The 18,438-nt window shown below is 70.9% G+C and carries 17 protein-coding genes, 1 tRNA gene and 1 pseudogene; 14 read left to right on the top strand and 5 right to left on the bottom strand.

Annotated elements, in window-relative coordinates:
* Window positions 1-5: 5 nt before the first annotated feature.
* The 3 genes from ACFWP5_RS36065 (at window position 6) to ACFWP5_RS36055 (ending at window position 1,995) form a co-directional block, all read left to right on the top strand.
* Window positions 6-524 (top strand): hypothetical protein, encoded by a 519-nt coding sequence (locus ACFWP5_RS36065; RefSeq protein ID WP_384166560.1) that lies wholly within the window; start codon window positions 6-8, stop codon window positions 522-524.
* Window positions 525-701: 177 nt separating this feature from the next.
* On the top strand, window positions 702-1,145 hold the full coding sequence (locus tag ACFWP5_RS36060) for a tyrosinase family oxidase copper chaperone (protein WP_384166557.1): 444 nt from the start codon (window positions 702-704) through the stop codon (window positions 1,143-1,145).
* Entirely contained in the window at window positions 1,129-1,995 is an 867-nt protein-coding gene (locus ACFWP5_RS36055) for a tyrosinase family protein (protein WP_384166554.1), read from the top strand. Before ACFWP5_RS36060 ends, ACFWP5_RS36055 begins: the two co-directional genes overlap by 17 nt.
* 111 nt (window positions 1,996-2,106) lie before the next feature.
* Here the strand turns inward: ACFWP5_RS36055 and ACFWP5_RS36050 are convergent, their stop codons facing one another.
* Window positions 2,107-2,406, bottom strand: coding sequence for a chaplin (locus ACFWP5_RS36050; RefSeq protein WP_384166551.1), 300 nt, complete (start codon window positions 2,404-2,406; stop codon window positions 2,107-2,109).
* Between the two features lie 197 nt (window positions 2,407-2,603).
* Here ACFWP5_RS36050 and ACFWP5_RS36045 point away from each other — a divergent pair, with 197 nt between their 5' ends.
* Entirely contained in the window at window positions 2,604-3,146 is a 543-nt protein-coding gene (locus tag ACFWP5_RS36045; RefSeq protein ID WP_384166548.1) for a DUF2087 domain-containing protein, read from the top strand.
* A 17-nt stretch (window positions 3,147-3,163) separates the two neighbouring features.
* Here ACFWP5_RS36045 and ACFWP5_RS36040 read toward each other — a convergent pair whose 3' ends face one another.
* Entirely contained in the window at window positions 3,164-4,123 is a 960-nt protein-coding gene (locus ACFWP5_RS36040) for a D-2-hydroxyacid dehydrogenase family protein (RefSeq protein WP_384166545.1), read from the bottom strand.
* A 187-nt stretch (window positions 4,124-4,310) separates the two neighbouring features.
* On the opposite strand from ACFWP5_RS36040, the gene ACFWP5_RS36035 reads away from it, so the two are divergent.
* Both ACFWP5_RS36035 and ACFWP5_RS36030 read left to right on the top strand, forming a co-directional pair.
* On the top strand, window positions 4,311-5,981 hold the full coding sequence (locus tag ACFWP5_RS36035; protein WP_384166542.1) for a choice-of-anchor P family protein: 1,671 nt from the start codon (window positions 4,311-4,313) through the stop codon (window positions 5,979-5,981).
* Window positions 5,974-6,309: a hypothetical protein gene (locus ACFWP5_RS36030; protein WP_384166539.1), complete on the top strand. Its 336-nt coding sequence runs from the start codon at window positions 5,974-5,976 to the stop codon at window positions 6,307-6,309. The genes ACFWP5_RS36035 and ACFWP5_RS36030 overlap by 8 nt, the downstream gene beginning before the upstream one ends.
* Before the next feature lie 18 nt (window positions 6,310-6,327).
* Here ACFWP5_RS36030 and ACFWP5_RS36025 read toward each other — a convergent pair whose 3' ends face one another.
* The 3 genes from ACFWP5_RS36025 to ACFWP5_RS36015 all read right to left on the bottom strand — a co-directional run bounded on the left by ACFWP5_RS36025 (window position 6,328) and on the right by ACFWP5_RS36015 (window position 8,906).
* Window positions 6,328-7,872, bottom strand: coding sequence for an APC family permease (locus tag ACFWP5_RS36025; RefSeq protein WP_384166536.1), 1,545 nt, complete (start codon window positions 7,870-7,872; stop codon window positions 6,328-6,330).
* A gap of 128 nt (window positions 7,873-8,000) precedes the next feature.
* Complete coding sequence (locus tag ACFWP5_RS36020) at window positions 8,001-8,354, bottom strand: hypothetical protein (protein WP_384166534.1); 354 nt, start codon at window positions 8,352-8,354, stop codon at window positions 8,001-8,003.
* A 479-nt stretch (window positions 8,355-8,833) separates the two neighbouring features.
* Window positions 8,834-8,906: transfer RNA gene (locus tag ACFWP5_RS36015), tRNA-Arg, on the bottom strand.
* A 321-nt stretch (window positions 8,907-9,227) separates the two neighbouring features.
* Here ACFWP5_RS36015 and ACFWP5_RS36010 point away from each other — a divergent pair.
* The 8 genes and pseudogenes from ACFWP5_RS36010 to ACFWP5_RS35975 all read left to right on the top strand — a co-directional run.
* Window positions 9,228-10,835, top strand: coding sequence for a dynamin family protein (locus tag ACFWP5_RS36010; protein WP_384166531.1), 1,608 nt, complete (start codon window positions 9,228-9,230; stop codon window positions 10,833-10,835).
* A 3-nt stretch (window positions 10,836-10,838) separates the two neighbouring features.
* On the top strand, window positions 10,839-12,866 hold the full coding sequence (locus ACFWP5_RS36005) for a GTPase (RefSeq protein WP_384166528.1): 2,028 nt from the start codon (window positions 10,839-10,841) through the stop codon (window positions 12,864-12,866).
* A gap of 176 nt (window positions 12,867-13,042) precedes the next feature.
* Window positions 13,043-13,549: a single-stranded DNA-binding protein gene (locus ACFWP5_RS36000; RefSeq protein WP_384166525.1), complete on the top strand. Its 507-nt coding sequence runs from the start codon at window positions 13,043-13,045 to the stop codon at window positions 13,547-13,549.
* 271 nt (window positions 13,550-13,820) lie between these two features.
* Window positions 13,821-15,233 (top strand): Cys-Gln thioester bond-forming surface protein, encoded by a 1,413-nt coding sequence (locus ACFWP5_RS35995; protein WP_384166522.1) that lies wholly within the window; start codon window positions 13,821-13,823, stop codon window positions 15,231-15,233.
* A gap of 494 nt (window positions 15,234-15,727) precedes the next feature.
* Entirely contained in the window at window positions 15,728-15,940 is a 213-nt protein-coding gene (locus ACFWP5_RS35990) for a hypothetical protein (RefSeq protein WP_384166519.1), read from the top strand.
* 127 nt (window positions 15,941-16,067) lie between these two features.
* Window positions 16,068-17,732, top strand: a complete 1,665-nt coding sequence (ettA, locus tag ACFWP5_RS35985) for an energy-dependent translational throttle protein EttA (RefSeq protein WP_384166516.1) — start codon at window positions 16,068-16,070, stop codon at window positions 17,730-17,732.
* 4 nt (window positions 17,733-17,736) lie between these two features.
* Window positions 17,737-18,150, top strand: a complete 414-nt coding sequence (locus ACFWP5_RS35980) for an acyl-CoA thioesterase (RefSeq protein ID WP_384166513.1) — start codon at window positions 17,737-17,739, stop codon at window positions 18,148-18,150.
* Window positions 18,147-18,438 (top strand): annotated as a pseudogene (locus tag ACFWP5_RS35975) (hypothetical protein); the annotation flags it as partial. The gene ACFWP5_RS35980 and the pseudogene ACFWP5_RS35975, both read left to right, overlap by 4 nt.

Raw genomic sequence — 18,438 nt, 5'->3', positions numbered from 1 at the left:
TCGAGATGAAGTCGACCACCCGAGGAACCATCGCCGCCGTCATCACGGCCGTGGCGGCCGCGACCGGCGCCGCCGTCGCGACCCCCGCCGCCGCGCTCGGCACGGTCCCCGTGCCCGTGCCGCTGGAGGGCGCGGAGAGCGCCCTCGGCATGGAACTCCCCAAGCTGGGCGGGGAGGTGCCGGTGCCCATGCCGGGCGCGCCCGAGGGCCCGCGGTACGTCGAGGGCCGGCTCATCCCGGAGCGGGTCCTGCCCCAACTCCCGGTCCACGGCGGGCTTCCCGGCGCCGAGCTGCGCGCACCGCTGCCGCACGTCCTCGGCGACGGCTTCGACCACCTCGGCGTCAGCGCGCCCGCCTCCGACCTGCGCACGATGGCCCCGGGCCTGGCGCTGGACGTGCCGCTGACCCCGCCCAACCCCCACAACTTCGGCCTCCCGGACCTGAAGGCGCCCCAGCTGGGCGTCCTGGCCCCGGTGCTGCAGACCGTGCCGGGCGCGGACCTGGTCACGGGGGCCGGCCTCTAAGCCGTAGCGCGGGAAGAGCGAGGACGGCCGTAGGGCCGGAGTGGACGAGGGCCCGGGTGGTGCGACCCGGGCCCTTCTGTCTGTCCGCTCTGTTTGCCTGCGGCCGGGATGGTGACCGGGCGGGGTGTCGGACGGTTAGCCCCTCGAACGAGGCGGAACGGACGAGGGAGTTGGGCCATGAGCGTGAGCGTCGGTGGAGTGCGGGTGGGCGGGGAGCCGCTGAGTCCGGTGAGACCCGGGCCGGTGCGCAGGACGCGGCGGGAGGCGCTGCGCGGGGTGTTCGGTGCCGCCCTCGCCGTGGCCCTCGTGCCCGTCGTCGCGGCCTCGCGGCCCACGCGCTCCGGCGCGGACCCCGGGGACACCGCCTTCGACGAGACGTACCGGGGCCGTCGTATCCACGGTGTGCTGAAGGACGGGTGGCAGGTCACGGTGGACGGCCGGCCGCTGCATCTGATGCGGCGCGCGGACGGCACCTGGCTGAGCATGGTCGACCACTACCGCTCGTATCCGACCGCCCTGGAGGCGACCCGCGCGGCCGTCGACGAGCTGAGCCCCGGCCGGGAGCTGCGCGAGGCGGACGGTCCGATGCACATGGGGGGAGACCATGGCGTACACGCGTAAGGACGTCAGCACGCTCACGAGCGCCGAGAAGCGGCGGTTCGTGGCGGCGCTGCTGGAGATCAAACGACGGGGCGAGTACGACGAGTTCGTGCGCACGCACGTCGAGTACTTCGTGCCCGACGGGGAGTACGGACTGCGGTCGGCGCACATGGCGCCCTCCTTCCTGCCCTGGCACCGGCAGTTCCTGCTGGACCTGGAGCGGGCCCTGCGCCGGGTCGACTCCTCGGTGACGGTGCCCTATTGGGACTGGACGCGGGAGCGCAGCGCGACCGCCACGCCCTGGACCAAGGACCTGCTCGGCGGCACCGGGCGGCGCTCCGACCACCAGGTGACGACCGGGCCGTTCGCCTACGCGGCGGGCAAGTGGAAGATCAAGGAAGGGATCACCGACGAGCCGTACCTCACCCGGGATCTCGGCCGGGCCGGCGCGCCGATCGCGCTGCCGACGAAGAGCGACCTGGACGGGGCGCTCGCCGATCCCGTCTACGACACGGCGCCCTGGGACTCGACCTGCCGCACGGGGTTCCGCAACCGGCTCGAAGGCTGGGGCACCGGGTCGGGCAGCGCGTCCTGGCGCAACCACAACCGGGTCCACAAGTGGGTCGGCGGTGTGATGCTCGGCGGCGCGTCCGTCAACGACCCCGTCTTCTGGCTGCACCACGCCTTCGTCGACCTGCAGTGGTCCCGCTGGCAGAACAAGCACCGCGGCGCCCGCTATCTGCCGGCGAAGCCGCCGGGGGCGGGTGACGACCAGGAGGGACGGATCGTGGCCAGGCAGGAGCGGATGCCGCCGTGGGACGTGACACCGGAGCAGCTGGAGAACGTCAGCGCGATCTACCGGTACGCGTGACGCCGGTGTACCGCTACGGCTGACCGGTCGTGGACATGTGGACACGGGGAGAGCCCCGGCACCTGAGGTGCCGGGGCTCTTCGCGTACGTCCGTCCGCGCGTGCGATCGGATCAGTGGCCGTAGCCGTTGCCGCCGTAGCCCGGGCCGGGGTGGCCGGGGTGGTCGTGGCCGCTCACGTTGGCGCAGGTGTTGCCGAAGGCCGGGTTCAGCAGGCCGATGACGCTGACGGTGTTGCCGCAGACGTTGACCGGGATGTGGACCGGGACCTGCACGACGTTGCCCGACAGGACGCCGGGCGAACCGACGGCCGCACCCTGCGCGCCCGCGTCCGCCATGGCCAGGCCGGCGCCACCGAGCGCCACGGCACCCGTGCCGAGGGCGACGACGGCCGCCTTCGCGATGCGAGACATCACGTTCTCCTTTGGTTCGATGAGTGCGACGGCAGGACTCGCCACCGCACTTCGGGTTCAACGCGGCGGCGCATGGCTGGTAACGGCGCCGACGTGGGGATCACCCTTGGTGAACACGACTTCGAGCGCCGGGAGTGGGTGTTCGACGGCCGGAAATTCGGTGCCCTTGACGGCTGGGTGTCCATTAGCCTCCGGACATGGCAACCGACCAACTGATCCGGCTGTTCGCCGAGGAGAACCGGGTGCGCGCCTTCGCGGCGGTGGCTCTGGGCGCGGAGACCTCCGAGCGGGTCGCCGAGGTGGCGGGGCTCACCCCGAGGGGCACGGCCGCCGCCCTGCTGCGGCTGCGCGAACAGGGCGTGGTGAAGACCATGGACGACGGCGAACTGCGCGTCGACTACGACCTGTTCAAGAAGCTGGCCCGCGAGGGCGGCGAGCCGGTCGAGGACGGCCCGGTCACCGGCGACGAGCACACCGACATGATCCTGCGGACCTTCGTCCGGGGCGGCCGGCTGATCCGCCTCCCCGCCCAGTGGACCCGCAAGCAGGTGGTGCTCCAGCACATCGCCGAGCAGACCTTCGCCCCCGGCGTCGAGTACCCCGAGCGGACCGTCAACGAGAAGCTGCGCGCCTGGTGCGACGAGGGCGAGGTCGACCATGTGACGCTCCGGCGCTACCTGGTGGACCTCCACCACCTGCGGCGGAGCGAGGGTGTCTACCGGCGGCCGACAGCGGCGTGACGCGTGGCGGGCGGGCCCTACGGCAGCTGTCGTACGGGCGAGCCCGCCAGGTAGGCCTGGATGTTCTCGACGGCCTGGCCGTAGTACGTCGCGTAGTTGGCCCGCGACACATAGCCGAGGTGGGGTGTCGCGAGCAGGCGCGGGGCCGTGCGCATCGGGTGGTCGGCGGGGAGGGGCTCGGTGTCGAAGACGTCGAGGCCGGCGCCGGCGATCCGGCCCTCGTGCAGGGCGGCGAGCAGGGCGTCCTGGTCGACGATCGCCGCGCGTGAGGTGTTGATCAGGTACGCGGTGGGCTTGAGGAGGGCGAGTTCGGCGGGGCCCAGGAGACCGCGGGTGCGGTCGCCGAGGGCGAGGTGGACCGAGACGAAGTCGCTGTCCGCGAGCAACTCCTCCTTGGACGGGGCGAGTTGTACGCCGACTTCGTCCGCGCGCTCTTGCGTGAGGTTCTGGCTCCACGCGGTGACGCGCATGCCGAAGGCCAGGCCGACCTGTGCGACGCGGCTGCCGATCTTGCCGAGGCCGAGCAGTCCGAGGGTACGGCCGTGCAGGTCGGCGCCGACGGTTCGCTGCCAAGGGCCGCCGCCGCGCAGGGAGTTGCTCTCCTCGACGATCCCCCGGGCGAGGCCCAGCAGCAGCGCCCAGGTCAGTTCGACGGGCGGGGCCGAGGAGCTGGCCGTACCGCACACGGTGACGCCGTGCGCCTTCGCGGCGGCGTAGTCGATGACGGAGTTGCGCATCCCGGAGGCGACGAGCAGCTTCAGGCGGGGGAGACGGGCGAGGAGTGAGGCGGGGAAGGGGACGCGTTCGCGCAGGGTGACGACGAAGTCGGCGGAGGCGAGGGCGGCGGCCAACTCGGCCTCGTTATCGAGGTGTTCACGCAGGCTCACGACCTCCACGGTGTCCTTGAGCGGCGACCAGTCGGCCAGTCCGGTCGCCACGTTCTGGTAGTCGTCGAGGACAACACAGCGCAGGGGCACGGGAGTTCCTTCCGATGCTTGCCGGGGGGCTTGCCTGGCCCTGCCCGTGGAGGGGACCGACCTTACGTCGCGACACGCCACCGGGCGTCGATGGTTTGTCATGCCCCTTACCGGGCGACAGGGTGGGTGCTCCGGTCCAGTCACGAGGAAGGGGATGTTCGTGCCAGTCCTTCATGACCACCCAACCATGCCTGTCCGTACCGGAAGCCGGGCACGCAGACGCCTGGCGTCCGCCGTACTCGCCCTGGTTCTGGGGCTGTTGGGGGCTCTCGCGGTACCCGTCACCGCGTCGGCCGACCCCGGCGATCCGAATCCGAACATGATCGACTGGACCGTTGTCGACTCCTTCCAGGGGGCGTTGGGCAACGACATCCCGTTGCGCGAGGGCCAGAACGACTACCCGCAGGGCAACCCGCCGGTGGACGGCTTCGGCAGGCGGCACATCCTGCAGCACGGTGTCGTGCCCGACCACGAGGACATCCAGGAGACGGTCGGCACCGCGGGCTTCTGCGTGCCCGCGCCGGACGACCGGGTGATCTGCACCAACGACGAGGCCAGCCTGGTCGTCGTCTACGTCACCCGGAACGATCCGCGCTCGGGTGACGGAAGGCCGTTCGGCATCATCACCGCCTACTACTTCCTCCCGTGCATCCAGGCGGCCGACTGCACCGGACCCGAGCAGCCCCACAAGGTGGACACGAGCCTCACCTACACCGGTGCCGGCACGGCCGTGAACGGATCGCCGGTGAGTCTCTCGGCGAAGCTGACCAACGACTTCGGAACGCCGGTGGGCGGCCGTTCCGTACGGTTCGCCCTGGGCACGGGGGGCACGCAGCAGACCTGCACCGGCACCACCGCCGCGTCGGGCACGGCCACCTGCGCGATCGACCCCGTGGACCAGCCACAGGGCACGGCGAACACGGCGCCCGTGACGGCCTCCTTCGCCGGTGACGACGACTACAACCCGTCCGGCACCTCCGCCGGAGTGGGCCTCACCTCACCGACCGAGCTCGACTACACCGGCGCACAGCATCTCGCCAACGGAACTCCGGCCCGACTGGCCGCGAAACTCACCGACTTCGGCGGCGACGCGGTACCGGGCCGGAGTGTCAGCTTCGCCCTCGGCACGGGTGAGGACCGGCAGACGTGCACCGGCACCACCAGCGACACGGGGACCGCGACCTGCACCGTCGACCCGGTCGACCAGCCGCTGAACGCCTCCGCCACCGTTGCCCTGAGCGCCTCCTTCGCCGGGGACGCCGGCTACCTGGCGTCGGACACCTCCGCCCAGCTGAAGCTCCAGTACGCGACGGGCCGTTCCTACGGCGTCTCGGCGCACGTCGACCTCGTCGGCGTACCGCTGCTGGACGTCACGCCGCAGCCCGACACCGGAACCGTCCGCACGGCGGACGCGATCACGACCGACACCCCGTGCTCGGCCTCGTACACCTCACTGCTGGTGTCGGTGCAAAAGCTCTGCCCCAAGGTCGCCACGACGCTCGCACCCGGCACGGTCACGGCGTCGTCGACCGTGGCGCAAGCACGCGTCGGACTGCCCGGGGTACCGCTCATCGAGGTGTCCGGCCTCACCGCGACCTCCACGAGCCGGTGCGGCGAGGCCGTGGGCAGCACCACGCTGACCCTGAGGATCGCGGGAGTTCCGGTTACCGTGTCGAGCGACCCGAACACTGAGATCCCGCTCGTCGGAGGTGGCCGGCTCATCGTGAACGAACAGCTTCCCTCGACCGGCGCCGATGCCGGCCTCAAGGTCAACGGCGTGCACCTGGTCCTTCCCGCCGGTGCCGGTGACGTCGTCCTGGCCTCGACGGACTCCGCGACGCACAACTGCGGTGACTGACGACCACGCCGACCGGGGCGGGCCGCGGGAGTACACGGACGTGTTCCTGCGGTTCGCCCTTCGGGCCGTCCGGGATCTGTGCGAGCGGCGGGGCGCTGTCCTGGAGTCGATCACCTGCGAGGCCGTACCCGGCGACCGGGACGGGGCCGTCGCCGCCACGACGGTGGTGCGCTTCCGCGGACGGCGCTGTGTGTTCCGCCGCGGCATCTGGCCGCCGGGCCATCCCGCCGCCACCCGGGCCGCGATCTACGCGACGGTTCTGGAGGAGCGGTTGCTGACCCGGGTGCGACCGGCGGACGGTGGGGACGGCTCGCCGGTCGACCTGTGAGCTTGCCTCTTGGGCGGGTTACTTCTTGGCGAGGGACGGGCCGGTCGCGGCCGCCGTCCGTGTCGGCTTCCCCAAGGCCCAGAAGAGGACGCCGAGGAGCATGAAGCAGAGGAGCGGTACGAGCTCCGTCAGCAGGTACTTCCAGCGTTCGGCGTGGGTCCAGCCGTCCGGGAGGTAGTCGGCGCCGAACCAGTGGTCGCCGAAGCCGGGGGCGATCAGCTGGATGCTGGCGAACACGATGAGCACGGTGAGGACCGTGCTGATCGTGCGGGGGAAGGGCGCCTTGTAGGGGCGGGGGACGTCCGGAGCCTTGCGGCGCAGTACCGCGAGGGCCGGGAAGATGCCCAAGTAGCTGACCAGCGTGGTGGATACGGCGAGACCGAGGACGGCGCCGAAGAGTTTCGCCGCGCTGCCGTTGGTCAACTGGTGGGCCAGGACCAGGACGAGGGTGGAGACCAGGCCGCTGAGGATATTGACCCGTACCGGTGTGCCGAAGCGGCTGGAGATGACGCCGAGGAAGCGGGGCGCGGCGCCGTCGTAGCCGGAGACGGCGAGGGCGCGGTCGGAGCCCATGACCCAGGTGACGCCGGAGGACAGCACCGTGAGGATGAACAGGACCGCGGCGATGTCCCCGAGGACCGTGCCTGCGCCGCTGCTCGTGACGGTGCCGTCGGCGGCCACGTCACCGCCGTAGACGGTGAAGACCTGGCGGATCGCGTCGAGGAAGCCGCCGAGGCCGGTGATGGCCTTGACCGGCAGGACGAGCAGGATGCCGAGGATGGGGAGGGCGTAGAGGAGTACGGCCAGGGCGGCGCTGCGGAAGATCGCGTACGGCACGTCCTTCTGGGCGTCGGTCATCTCGTCGCCGGCGGTGTTGGGCAGTTCGAAGCCGACGTAGTTGAACATCAGGACGGGCACCAGACCGACGAAGCCCGCGTACGTCGGTGAGAAGTCGCCGGGGCCGAAACCGTGCAGGCCGTGCTGGATGCCGTAGACGACGACCGTGACGGTGAACAGGCCGAGGAGGACGAAGCGGCTCCAGGCGCCGATGGTGGGGATCCACTTGCCGACGTCGAAGGAGAGGATCGCGGCGAGGACGCCCACCCAGATGAAGACGAGGGCGAAGACGTAGAAGGCCGGGGTGCTCAGGTCCTTGCCGTCGTTGAAGAACGTGGTGAACGCCGTGACGGCGGAGACGGCGAGGGTGCCGCCGAGCCATACCGGGTTGGTGATCCAGTACAGGAAGTTGTTGACGGCGCCCGCGAGGCGGCCGAAGGCCCGGCTGGTCCAGATGTAGGGGCCGCCCTCCTCGGGGAACGCGGCGCCGAGCTCGGCGATCAGCAGCGCGGAGGGGATGAAGAACACCGCGGCCAGCACGATGAGCCAGGTGAACGCCTCGGCGCCGGACGAGGCCACCGTGCCGATGGTGTCCACGCCGACGATCGTGCAGAGGAGGAAGAAGAGGATGTCGAAACGGCCGAAGTGCTTGCGCAGCTTCTGCCGCTCCGCCTGTGCTGCGGTCGGCGCGCCGGCCGGCTCGGAGGCGATCTGACCAGCGGCCACGGGGGCTCCTGCGGGTTCGGGGAGGAGGGAAGCGGGCGGAGGGGAGTTGCGGGGACGGGGACGGGATTCGGCCAATGATCTGCCGCCCTCGCGAAATCCCACAAGCGTTCGGGGCCAATTCTTGACCATTACGTATCCATCCGGACGTAACGGAAACCGGGCCGAAACACGGGCCGAAACACGGGGGTGGGTGTGGTGCGGAGGTCGACGGCGCGCAGCCGCCGGAGCGGGCCCCCGCGGTAGATCTCCGCGAGGAGCATGGTGCGTTCGGTTGTCGCGTCGGGGGAGGACACCGGCGGGGCACGCGCTTCCGAAACCGGTGCTGCGGTGGATGCGGGCTCGGTGGCCTGAACTCCTGTCGTTGGCGGCGAGGTTGTGGTGGAAGTGGCCGTCGTCTCGTGCACCGTGCCGCCCCGCACGTCGGTCAACAGCCGTAGAAACGCGGGCTCGTTGGTGACGAGCGCGCCGGTGTGGCGGCTCACGGAGGTCATCATGTTCAGCCCGCCCGACCAACTCCGCCCGCCCCGGATTGCGGTGCGCGCACGGTGTCCTGGGCGGCTTCGGCGTGAACGGTGATTCCGCCCGCGGTGGGCAACTCACCAGCGGCAACGGCAGGTCGAGCCGTGCCCCCTCGCGCAGCGAAGCCCGCAGGATGCCGGCGAGCACACGGGTGTAGTCCAGGGCGTCGCGGGCGGCCGGTGTGCCCGGTTCCATGTCGTCCGTGGGCGGATCCACCTGGCGATTTAAAGCCAATGTGCAGAGCCGTTGGGACACCGCCAGCCACATCCGCGCGTGCGTGAATTGGTAGGCCGGGAAGTCGTAGTCGAACAGGGCGTTGCGGGCGCAGTGGCCCGTGGCGGGCGGGTCGAAGGGGGAACGTCACCGCGACGTTCCGCCGGCTCGCCCCTGACCTGCAAAAACGCCCTCCTGGAGGGAGGGTGGGAACGGTGTGTGAGCAGAGCGCCCCCGGCAGGACTCGAACCTGCGGCCAAGCGCTTAGAAGGCGCCTGCTCTATCCACTGAGCTACGGGGGCCGGGTGTGGTGGCCTCGGTCGTGCGGCCCGGGTGTGGGCCGGTCCGTGACGTTGCCGGGGACAAGGATAGGGCTCCCGGGTCCTTGTCCCTGTTGCTTCCCCTCCGTGGCTCGATGTGGAGGTTCGGTGAAGCGGTCCTGATAATCGCAGGCAGGTACGAATCGTGCATCGCTTTTGGTGCCCTGCGCCACGGGTGTTGTGCACTCGTTATGCCTGGACTGTGCCCATGCCCCAGTCATCCCTTCCGTCCGTTGTGTTCTGTCGGCGCGCAGACATGCTCATATGCTTCAGAATTCCCCCAAAATTGGGCATTCTTCACATGTGGTGACCTTGGACGTACGGCCTCAGCTGCTCGACGCACTCTCCGCCCTGCGCGACCGTGTCGCCGCCGCACGCTTCCCGCTGCCCCTGGCGGGGGCTCCACGCGCGCGTGCCAATCGCGATGAACTGCTCGCCCAGCTCGACGACTATCTGGTGCCCCGCCTGAAAGAACCCGAAGCACCCCTGCTGGCCGTGGTCGGCGGCTCCACCGGTGCGGGGAAGTCGACGCTCGTCAACTCCCTTGTCGGGCGCCGGGTCAGCGAGGCCGGCGTGCTGCGGCCGACGACCCGCACACCGGTGCTCGTCTGCCACCCGGAGGACCATCACTGGTTCAGCGGCATGCGCGTGCTGCCCGACCTCACGCGCGTGTGGGTGCCCCATCAGGACCCGGGGGACGAGTTGCTCCTCCCCGGTGAGGACGGCATGCGTGTGCTGCGGATCGAGACCGCCGACACCCTCCCGCGCGGAGTCGCCCTCCTGGACGCGCCCGACATCGACTCCCTGGTGGCCGACAACCGGGTGCTGGCCGCCGAACTGATCTCCGCGGCCGACATCTGGGTCATGGTCACCACGGCCGCCCGCTACGCCGACGCCGTGCCCTGGCATCTGCTGCGCACGGCCAAGGAGCACAACGCGACCCTGGTCACCGTGCTCGACCGGGTGCCCCACCAGGTGGTGTCCGAGGTGTCGCGGCAGTACGGCGCCCTGCTCGCCAAGGCCGGCCTCGGCGACGTCCCCCGCTTCACGGTGCCCGAACTGCCCGAATCCGCCTGGGGTGGGGGGCTGCTTCCGGCCAGTGCCGTGGCGGCACTGCGGAGTTGGCTCGTGCAGCAGACCCAGGACCCCGGGGCCCGGCATCAGGCGATGGCGCGTACGGCCTACGGCGTCCTCGACTCGCTCAAGTCCCGGATGCCCGAACTGGCCAGCGCCGCCGCCGCCCAGTACGCCGCCGCGCTACGGCTCACGGCCGCCGTCGACGGGGCGTACGACAGCGAGCACGCGCGTGTGCGGGGGCGGTTGCAGGCCGGGGCGGTGCTCGCCGGGGACGCGTTGAAGCGCTGGCGCGCCTTCCCGCTCGACTGCTCCGCCGGCGAACTGCTCGACGCTCTCGCGGAGAGCCTCGCCGCACTGCTGCTGTGCGCCGTCACCGCCGCCGACGAGCGCGTCGACGACGCCTGGCGCCGCGAACCCGCGGCGGGCGCCCCCGGCCTGACGGACCGGGATCCCTCACTGGAGAGCGCCGAGCACCGGATCGGGATGGCCGTACGGCGGTGGCGGCGCGAGCTGGAGGAGTACGCCGAGGAGGAGGTGAGCGACCTCGACCGGAGCATCGCGCCCGATCCCGAGGTGGTCGCCGCCCTGGTCGCCACCGCACTGCTGGGCGGCCGCCGGGCGCGGTCCGCGGGCGAGGGGCTCGCCGAGCGGATCGGTGCCCACGGCGCGCTGCGGCTGCGCGACCGCGCCGGGCGGCTGCTCAACGACCATCTGGACCGGGTCGTGCACACCGAGCGCGAACGACGGCTCGCCCCGCTCGACGCCCTCGACGTGCACCCCGAACCCCAGGCCGAACTCATCGCCGCGCTGTCCGTACTGCAGAAGGAGAGGTGACCGGTGACTGCCGTCACTGACCAGGACCACACGGACGAAATGGATCACGTCACTCACACCGGGGACGCGGTCGCCGCCAAGGACGAGCACCTCGAAAACGCCTCCCCCGTAGAGGGCGATGCAGAGGCGACTTCCGTAAACGGCCTTCCCGTAGAGGACGCGGAGGAGACGAGTGCCTTGGAGAACACCGACGACCACGCGCGCGTGCCGGCCGGCACCGACACCTCCAGCCGTACGGCCTCCCAGGCGTCCGCGAACCCGGGGGACCGGACGGACCCGTCCGACCCGGCGGACTCGGCGGACGCGGCGGGCTCCTGGGACGACGGGCTGATCGCACGGCGGGTCAACGAGACCACCGCCGCGCAGCAGGCCGCCGCCGTGGAGATCCGGGCCTCCCGTGCGCAGGCCGCGCACACCGCACAGACCGCGCACGTTCCGGCCCCGTTGGCGTACGACGGGCCGCTACGGTCCCGTCTCGACGCGCTGCGCGAACTCGTGGGGCTCTCCCGCACCCGGCTCGACAGCGGGACCCTCGCGGAGGCGGGGCGGGTGCTCGACGAGGCGGCGGCGCGGCGCAGGCTCTCCGGGCAGCACACAGTGGTCGCCATCGCGGGCGCCACCGGCAGCGGCAAGTCGCAGCTCTTCAACGCGCTGGCCGGAGTGGCCATTTCGGAGACGGGCGTACGCCGGCCCACCACCGCCGCGCCCATCGCGTGCAGTTGGAGCGACGGCGCGGCCACCCTCATCGACCGGCTCGGCATCCCGGGACGGCTGCGCCGACGCCCTCTGCAGAGCGCCGAGATGGAGGCCCAGTTGCGCGGGCTCGTCCTGGTGGACCTGCCCGACCACGACTCGGCGGCCGTGGCGCACCGCGAGCAGGTGGACCGGGTGCTGGCGCTCGTGGACGCGGTCATCTGGGTCGTGGACCCGGAGAAGTACGCCGACGCGATCCTCCATGAACGCTATCTGCGGCCGATGGCGGGCCACGCGGAGGTCATGTTCGTCGTCCTCAACCAGATCGACCGGCTCCCCGGGGAGGCCGCCGACCAGGTCCTCGACGATCTGCGGCGACTGCTCGACGAGGACGGGATCGCCCTGGGGGAGTACGGCGAACCCGGCGCGACCGTGCTCTCCCTGTCCGCGCTCACCGGGGACGGCATCCCCGAACTGCGCGAGGTTCTGGGCCAGTTCGTGGGGGAACGTGGAGCCGCCGCACGGCGAATTTCAGCCGATGTGGACGCCGCCGCGTGGCGACTGCGGCCCGTCTACGCCACGGGACGGCGCACCGGGCTCAGCGAGGAGGCGCGGGACGAGTTCGCCGCACGGCTCGCGGACTCGGTGGGCGCGACCGCGGCGGGCGAGGCCGCCGAACGCGCCTGGCTGCGCAACGCGAACCGCGCCTGCGGCACGCCCTGGCTGCGGCTGTGGCGCTGGTACAACGACCGGCGCGAACCGACCACCGGCCGACTGCCGATCCTCGCCCAGGCGGACGAGGAAGCCACGGCACGCCAGCGCGTCGAGCAGGCGGTCCGTACGGTCGCCGACCGGGCCTCCGGCGGGCTCCCGGCGCCGTGGGCGCAGGCGGTGCGGGAGGCGGCCGTACGCGGGTCGCAGGGGTTGCCCGAGGCGCTGGACGAGCTGGCGGCGCGGGCCGGGCTGCCCGCGGGGCGGCCACCGCGGCCGGGCTGGTGGCCGGCGGCCGTCCTGGCGCAGGCGTCCATGACGATCCTCCAAGTCGTCGGCGGGCTGTGGCTGTTGGGCCAGATCATCGGATTCATGGCACCGAACCTGGGCGTGCCGGTGCTGCTGATGGTGGCCGGCATCATCGGCGGCCCGCTCGTCGAGTGGAGCTGCCGGCTGGCGGCCCGCGGCCCCGCCCGGCGCTACGGCCTCGACGCCGAGCGGCGATTGCGGGAGGCGGCGGCGGGGTGCGGACGGGCGCGGGTGCTCGATCCGTTGGCCGCGGAGCTGCTGCGGTACCGGGAGGTGCGGGAGCAGTACGGGCGGGTCACGGGGGCCGGGGTCGGGTGAACTGCGGTCCGGACGTCGTTCCCTCGTCCGGGTGATGAGGTTTTCCACAGGTGGGCGGTGGTCCACAGCGCTCAGCGGGCCCGGCTCGGCGGAGGCAGTCTGACTGCAGCCGTACGGGACGGGCCCGTAGGCGTTTCCGCTCGGCCTCGCGGGGCCGGGTCAGGGAGGGACACGCGATGAACGAGACGATGGTGTGCGCGGTAGGGAACGTGGCGACCCAGCCGATGTACCGGGATCTGGCGGCGGGACCGTCGGCGCGGTTCCGGCTGGCGGTGACCGCGCGTTACTGGGACCGCGAGAAGAGCGCCTGGACGGACGGCCACACCAACTTCTTCACGGTGTGGGCCAACCGTCAACTGGCCACGAACGTGGCCGCGTCGCTGTCGGTCGGCGACCCCGTCGTCGTCCAGGGGCGGCTGAAGGTGCGCACGGAAGTACGCGAGGGACAGCCGAACTGGTCCTCGGCGGACATCGAGGCGGTGGCGATCGGCCACGACCTGGCGCGCGGCACCTCGGCCTTCCGGAGGGCCAACAGGCAGGAGACGGCGGCCTCTCCGCCCCGGCCCGAGCCCAACTGGGAGACACCGGGCGGGGATTCGACCGCCGACACCGCCGAGGACGCCGTTTCCGCCGACCAACGGCATTCCGACCAACGGCTCGCGGAGCCCCTCGTGGTGACGTGATGTCAGTGAATGCCCCGAGCTGATCGAACTGCGGCTTATCGATGAATGCGCTCCGAAAGACCCGGTGGATTTGTCGATAAGCCCTGCTCGTAGGCGATCTTGGGGATAACGATTCCGAGTCGGATCGGTTATCCGATGACCCGACTGGAGAAGGCGGTGCGCCCGCGTCCTTAGGATGCCGGGCATAGCTCGGGCACAGTTCCCGGCGCTTTGATTCTGCTGGTGGGACCGCACCCCCCACATCGACGGGTCCTGCTCGAAGGGGAATTCCGTGTCATCTGCGTTGTCTGTGTTCTCCGCGCTGTCCCTGCGCGGCCGAGGCGCCGTGCGCTTCGTCGCCGCGACCTGGGCGTGCGGACTCGTCGCCGCCGGAGTGCTGGCCGGTGCCGGCCCGGCCGTCGCCGACGAGACACCGCAGACCCAGGGCGGGGCGACGGCCACGATAGGCGGGCTCAAGACGTACGGCGCCGCCGTGATCCACGAGGACGGGGGCGACCAGCAGGTCTCCGCGGGCCTGTTCGAGATGTCCGTGGACGGCGGCGGCACCCTGCAGACGTACTGCGTCGATCTCCGCAACCCCACCCAGCGGGACGCCAAGTACCACGAGACCGCGTGGAGCGGCACGTCGCTGGGCGCCAACAAGAGCGCGGGCAGGATCAGTTGGATCCTGCAGCACTCCTACCCGCAGGTGAACGATCTCGCGGCGCTCTCCGCGAAGGCCGGCACCAAGGGCCTGACCGAGAGCGACGCCGCGGCCGGTACGCAGGTGGCGATCTGGCGTTACTCGGACGGCGCCGACGTCGACGCGGTCGACCCGCAGGCCGAGAAGCTCGCCGACTACCTGGAGAAGAGCGCGCGGAACGTGGCGGAGCCGAAGGCCTCGCTGACCCTCGACCCGCCCGCCGTCTCCGGGCACCCCGGTGAGCGGCTGGGCCCGGTGACGGTGCACACCAACGCGAGCGGGGTGACGGTGACACCGCCCGCGGACGCCACCACGACCGGGGTGCGGATCGTCGACAAGGACGGCAAGGTCGTCACGTCAGCGGCGGACGGCAGCCAGGTGTTCTTCGACGTGCCCGAGGACGCGGGGGCCGGGTCGGCCGACCTGACCGTGCAGGCCTCCACCACCGTGCCCGTCGGCCGGGCCTTCACCTCCGAGAGCAGAAGCCAGACGCAGATCCTCGCCGGTTCCAGCGAGTCGACGGTCGCCGCGGCCGCGAGCGCGGACTGGGCGGAGACCGGTGCCATACCGGCACTGTCGGCGCAGAAGAACTGTGCCGACGGCGGCGTGGACCTCACCGCGACCAACCAGGGCGACGAGACGTTCACCTTCGACCTGATGGGCGTCGAGCACGGCATCGACGCCGGGAAGTCCGCGACGGTGACGATCCCGCTCCAGGAGGACCAGGCGTACGACTTCACGATCACGGCGCCGAACGGCTACGAGAAGCGGTTCACCGGAGTCCTCGACTGCCGGACGCAGAGCGACGCGGGCGGTGACGTGACGCAGACGCTCAGCGAACCGAGCCCGGCGACGGTGGGCGGCACCACCGTCGACACGAACCTCGCGGAGACGGGCGGCTCCGGCATCACCCCGATGATCACGGTCCTCGCCCTCGGCCTGGTCGGCATCGGCGCCACGACCCTCGTCCTGCTGCGGGACAGGAAGCCCAACCAGGGCTGAGCGCCCCGGGCGGCGGTGGCTCTCGAACCGCGTCGGCTTCCCGGCTTCTCGGCGCAACTGTCGGCGCGTTCGGGGAGTCGTACCCGCCATGGCCGAAGCACGGATACAGCACGGCGCGGGATTGCCGCCCGGCGCCTTCACGGCGGCAGGCATCGGGAGCCTGGCGTTCGCCGCCCTGGCGAGCTGGAGCGACCTTCTGCTGGTCGTGCGGGGGCGGGTGGTCCCCGGCTGGGCGGTCAGCGGTGTTCTCTCGGCACTCGCGCTCGTTCTGTGGTGGACCTCCGTGAGGGCGGCCCGCCGGGCGGAGGCCGTACGGCTCCCGGCGACGCCGGCCAGGTGGGTGCGGCCGGCGAGGAATCTGCTGATCGTCATCGCGGTGTTCGGCGTCGCGTGGGGAGCGGCGGGCGACCTGTTCAACGAGGCGGAGTACCACGTGCTGCGCCCCACGGGCCCAGGCGGCTGCACGGCCGTAGTTACGGGAGACGTCGTTCCTCATGATCGGCAACGGCGAGGCGTACGCGGTGGGGCGCACCGGCCTGGCCTGGGGCGAGGCGGGCTCCTGGACGGTCGACGACGGCTACTGGCCCGTCGCCGGCGGCACGTACGAGTTGGACTGGGATCGGGACGGCGGTCTGCTGCTGATCAGCGGTACGAGTACCGATCCGGTTCTCAGGGGCGCAATGACCGACATCGACTGCGGGTGGTGAGACAGGGCACCGACCGAACCCCCAGTTCACAGCCCCCCGACCAAACGAGTTACCACCCAAGCCTGGACCTCAGGCAAGATGGACTACATCTGCCCACTCCAGATTTCAAGCTGCCGGACGGTTTCTCTTGGCTGAGTACATCTACACCATGCGCAAGACGCGCAAGGCGCACGGCGACAAGGTCATCCTTGACGACGTGACGCTGAGCTTCCTGCCCGGCGCGAAGATCGGTGTGGTCGGGCCGAACGGTGCCGGTAAGTCCACCGTTCTCAAGATCATGGCGGGCCTTGAGCAGCCCTCCAACGGCGACGCGTTCCTGTCGCCGGGTTACAGCGTCGGGATGCTGCTCCAGGAGCCCCCGCTCGACGAGTCGAAGACGGTCCTGGAGAACGTGCAGGACGGCGCCGCCGAGATCATGGGCAAGCTCAAGCGCTTCAACGAGGTGGCCGAGGAGATGGCGACCGACTACTCGGACGCCCTGCTCGACGAGATGGGCAAGCTCCAGGAGGACCTGGACCACGCCAACGCGTGGGACCTGGACACCCAGCTGGAGCAGGCCATGGACGCCCTGGGCTGCCCGCCCGGCGACTGGCCCGTCACCAACCTCTCCGGTGGTGAGCGCCGCCGCGTCGCGCTCTGCAAGCTGCTCCTCGAAGCCCCTGACCTGCTGCTTCTCGACGAGCCCACCAACCACCTGGACGCCGAGTCCGTCCAGTGGCTGGAGCAGCACCTCGCGAAGTACCCCGGCACCGTCGTCGCCGTCACCCACGACCGGTACTTCCTGGACAACGTCGCCGAGTGGATCCTCGAACTCGACCGCGGCCGCGCCCACCCCTACGAGGGCAACTACTCCACCTACCTGGAGAAGAAGGCCTCCCGCCTCAAGGTCGAGGGCCAGAAGGACGCCAAGCGCGCGAAGCGTCTGAAGGAGGAGCTGGACTGGGTGCGGTCCAACGCCAAGGGGCGTCAGGCCAAGTCCAAGGCGCGTCTGTCGCGCTACGAGGAGATGGCCGCCGAGGCGGACAAGATGCGGAAGCTGGACTTCGAGGAGATCCAGATCCCGCCGGGCCCGCGCCTGGGCTCCATCGTCGTCGAGGTCAGCAAGCTCTCCAAGGCGTTCGGCGACAAGGTTCTCATCGACGACCTCTCCTTCACACTGCCGCGCAACGGCATCGTCGGCGTCATCGGTCCGAACGGCGCCGGCAAGACCACCCTCTTCAAGATGATCCAGGGCCTGGAGGAGCCGGACTCCGGTTCCATCAAGGTCGGCGACACCGTCAAGATCTCCTACGTCGACCAGAGCCGCGAGAACATCGACCCGAAGAAGTCGCTGTGGGCCGTCGTCTCGGACGAGCTGGACTACATCAACGTCGGCCAGGTCGAGATGCCGTCCCGCGCCTACGTCTCCGCGTTCGGCTTCAAGGGCCCCGACCAGCAGAAGCCGGCCGGCGTCCTCTCCGGCGGTGAGCGCAACCGCCTCAACCTCGCGCTCACCCTCAAGCAGGGCGGCAACCTGCTGCTCCTCGACGAACCGACGAACGACCTCGACGTCGAGACCCTGGGATCGCTGGAGAACGCGCTGCTGGAGTTCCCGGGTGCGGCCGTGGTCGTCTCCCACGACCGCTGGTTCCTGGACCGGGTCGCCACGCACATCCTCGCCTACGAGGGTGACTCCAAGTGGTTCTGGTTCGAGGGCAACTTCGAGTCGTACGAGAAGAACAAGGTCGAGCGGCTCGGCCCGGACGCCGCGCGTCCGCACCGCGCCACCTACAAGAAGCTGACCCGAGGCTGATCTCTTGCGCCACATCTACCGCTGCCCGCTGCGCTGGTCGGACATGGACGCGTACGGCCACGTCAACAACGCGGTCTTCATCCGCTACCTGGAAGAAGCCCGTATCGACTTCCTGTTCCGCCCGGACAAGGAGTTCAAGCAGGGGTCGGTGGTGGCGCGCCACGAGATCGACTACAAACGCCAGCTCGTCCACCGTCACGCGCCGGTGGACATCGAGCTGTGGATCACCGAGATCAGGGCGGCGTCCTTCACCATCACCTACGAGGTGAAGGACGGCGACCAGCTCTACGTCCGTGCCTCCACGGTCGTCGTGCCGTTCGACTTCGAGGCGCAGCGCCCGCGCCGGATCACCGGCGAGGAACGCGAGTTCCTGGAGGAATACCGGGACGACGACGAGGACGAGGCCGTCGCCGCATGACGGTCCTCCACCTCGCCGACGAAGGGGAGGCGGCGGACCTCGCGGCCTTCCTCTCCCGGCTGCTCCACTACGACCGCGGCGCCGCGGTCCGTCTGCAGGCGACCGGCACGGCACTCGCCGTCTTCGGCCGGCCGCCGTCCTTCGAGGTCCTCGCCATCCGCGCGGTACGCCTCGGCAAGCCGTACGAGAACGGTCTCGACGTCACCCTCGACGTGACCGTCTCCGCCGGTGAACTCCTTGAGCTGCTCGACGAGTCGGCGGCCACGGCCGGGGTACCGGCCGCGGAGA

Source organism: Streptomyces sp. NPDC058469, from assembly GCF_042721125.1.
Lineage (GTDB): Bacteria > Actinomycetota > Actinomycetes > Streptomycetales > Streptomycetaceae > Streptomyces.
The sequence above is the reverse complement of the archived record's forward strand: the minus strand, read 5'-3'. Positions and strand labels throughout refer to the sequence as shown.

Excerpts from the sequence above, each read along its gene's own strand:
- ACFWP5_RS36060 (WP_384166557.1), top strand. The coding sequence starts at position 702 with ATGAGCGTGAGCGTCGGTGGAGTGCGGGTGGGCGGGGAGCCGCTGAGT.
- ACFWP5_RS36065 (WP_384166560.1), top strand. The coding sequence starts at position 6 with ATGAAGTCGACCACCCGAGGAACCATCGCCGCCGTCATCACGGCCGTG.
- ACFWP5_RS36050 (WP_384166551.1), bottom strand. The coding sequence starts at position 2,406 with ATGTCTCGCATCGCGAAGGCGGCCGTCGTCGCCCTCGGCACGGGTGCC.
- ACFWP5_RS36035 (WP_384166542.1), top strand. The coding sequence starts at position 4,311 with ATGCCTGTCCGTACCGGAAGCCGGGCACGCAGACGCCTGGCGTCCGCC.
- ACFWP5_RS36000 (WP_384166525.1), top strand. The coding sequence starts at position 13,043 with ATGAACGAGACGATGGTGTGCGCGGTAGGGAACGTGGCGACCCAGCCG.
- ACFWP5_RS36055 (WP_384166554.1), top strand. The coding sequence starts at position 1,129 with ATGGCGTACACGCGTAAGGACGTCAGCACGCTCACGAGCGCCGAGAAG.
- ACFWP5_RS36045 (WP_384166548.1), top strand. The coding sequence starts at position 2,604 with ATGGCAACCGACCAACTGATCCGGCTGTTCGCCGAGGAGAACCGGGTG.
- ACFWP5_RS35990 (WP_384166519.1), top strand. The coding sequence starts at position 15,728 with ATGATCGGCAACGGCGAGGCGTACGCGGTGGGGCGCACCGGCCTGGCC.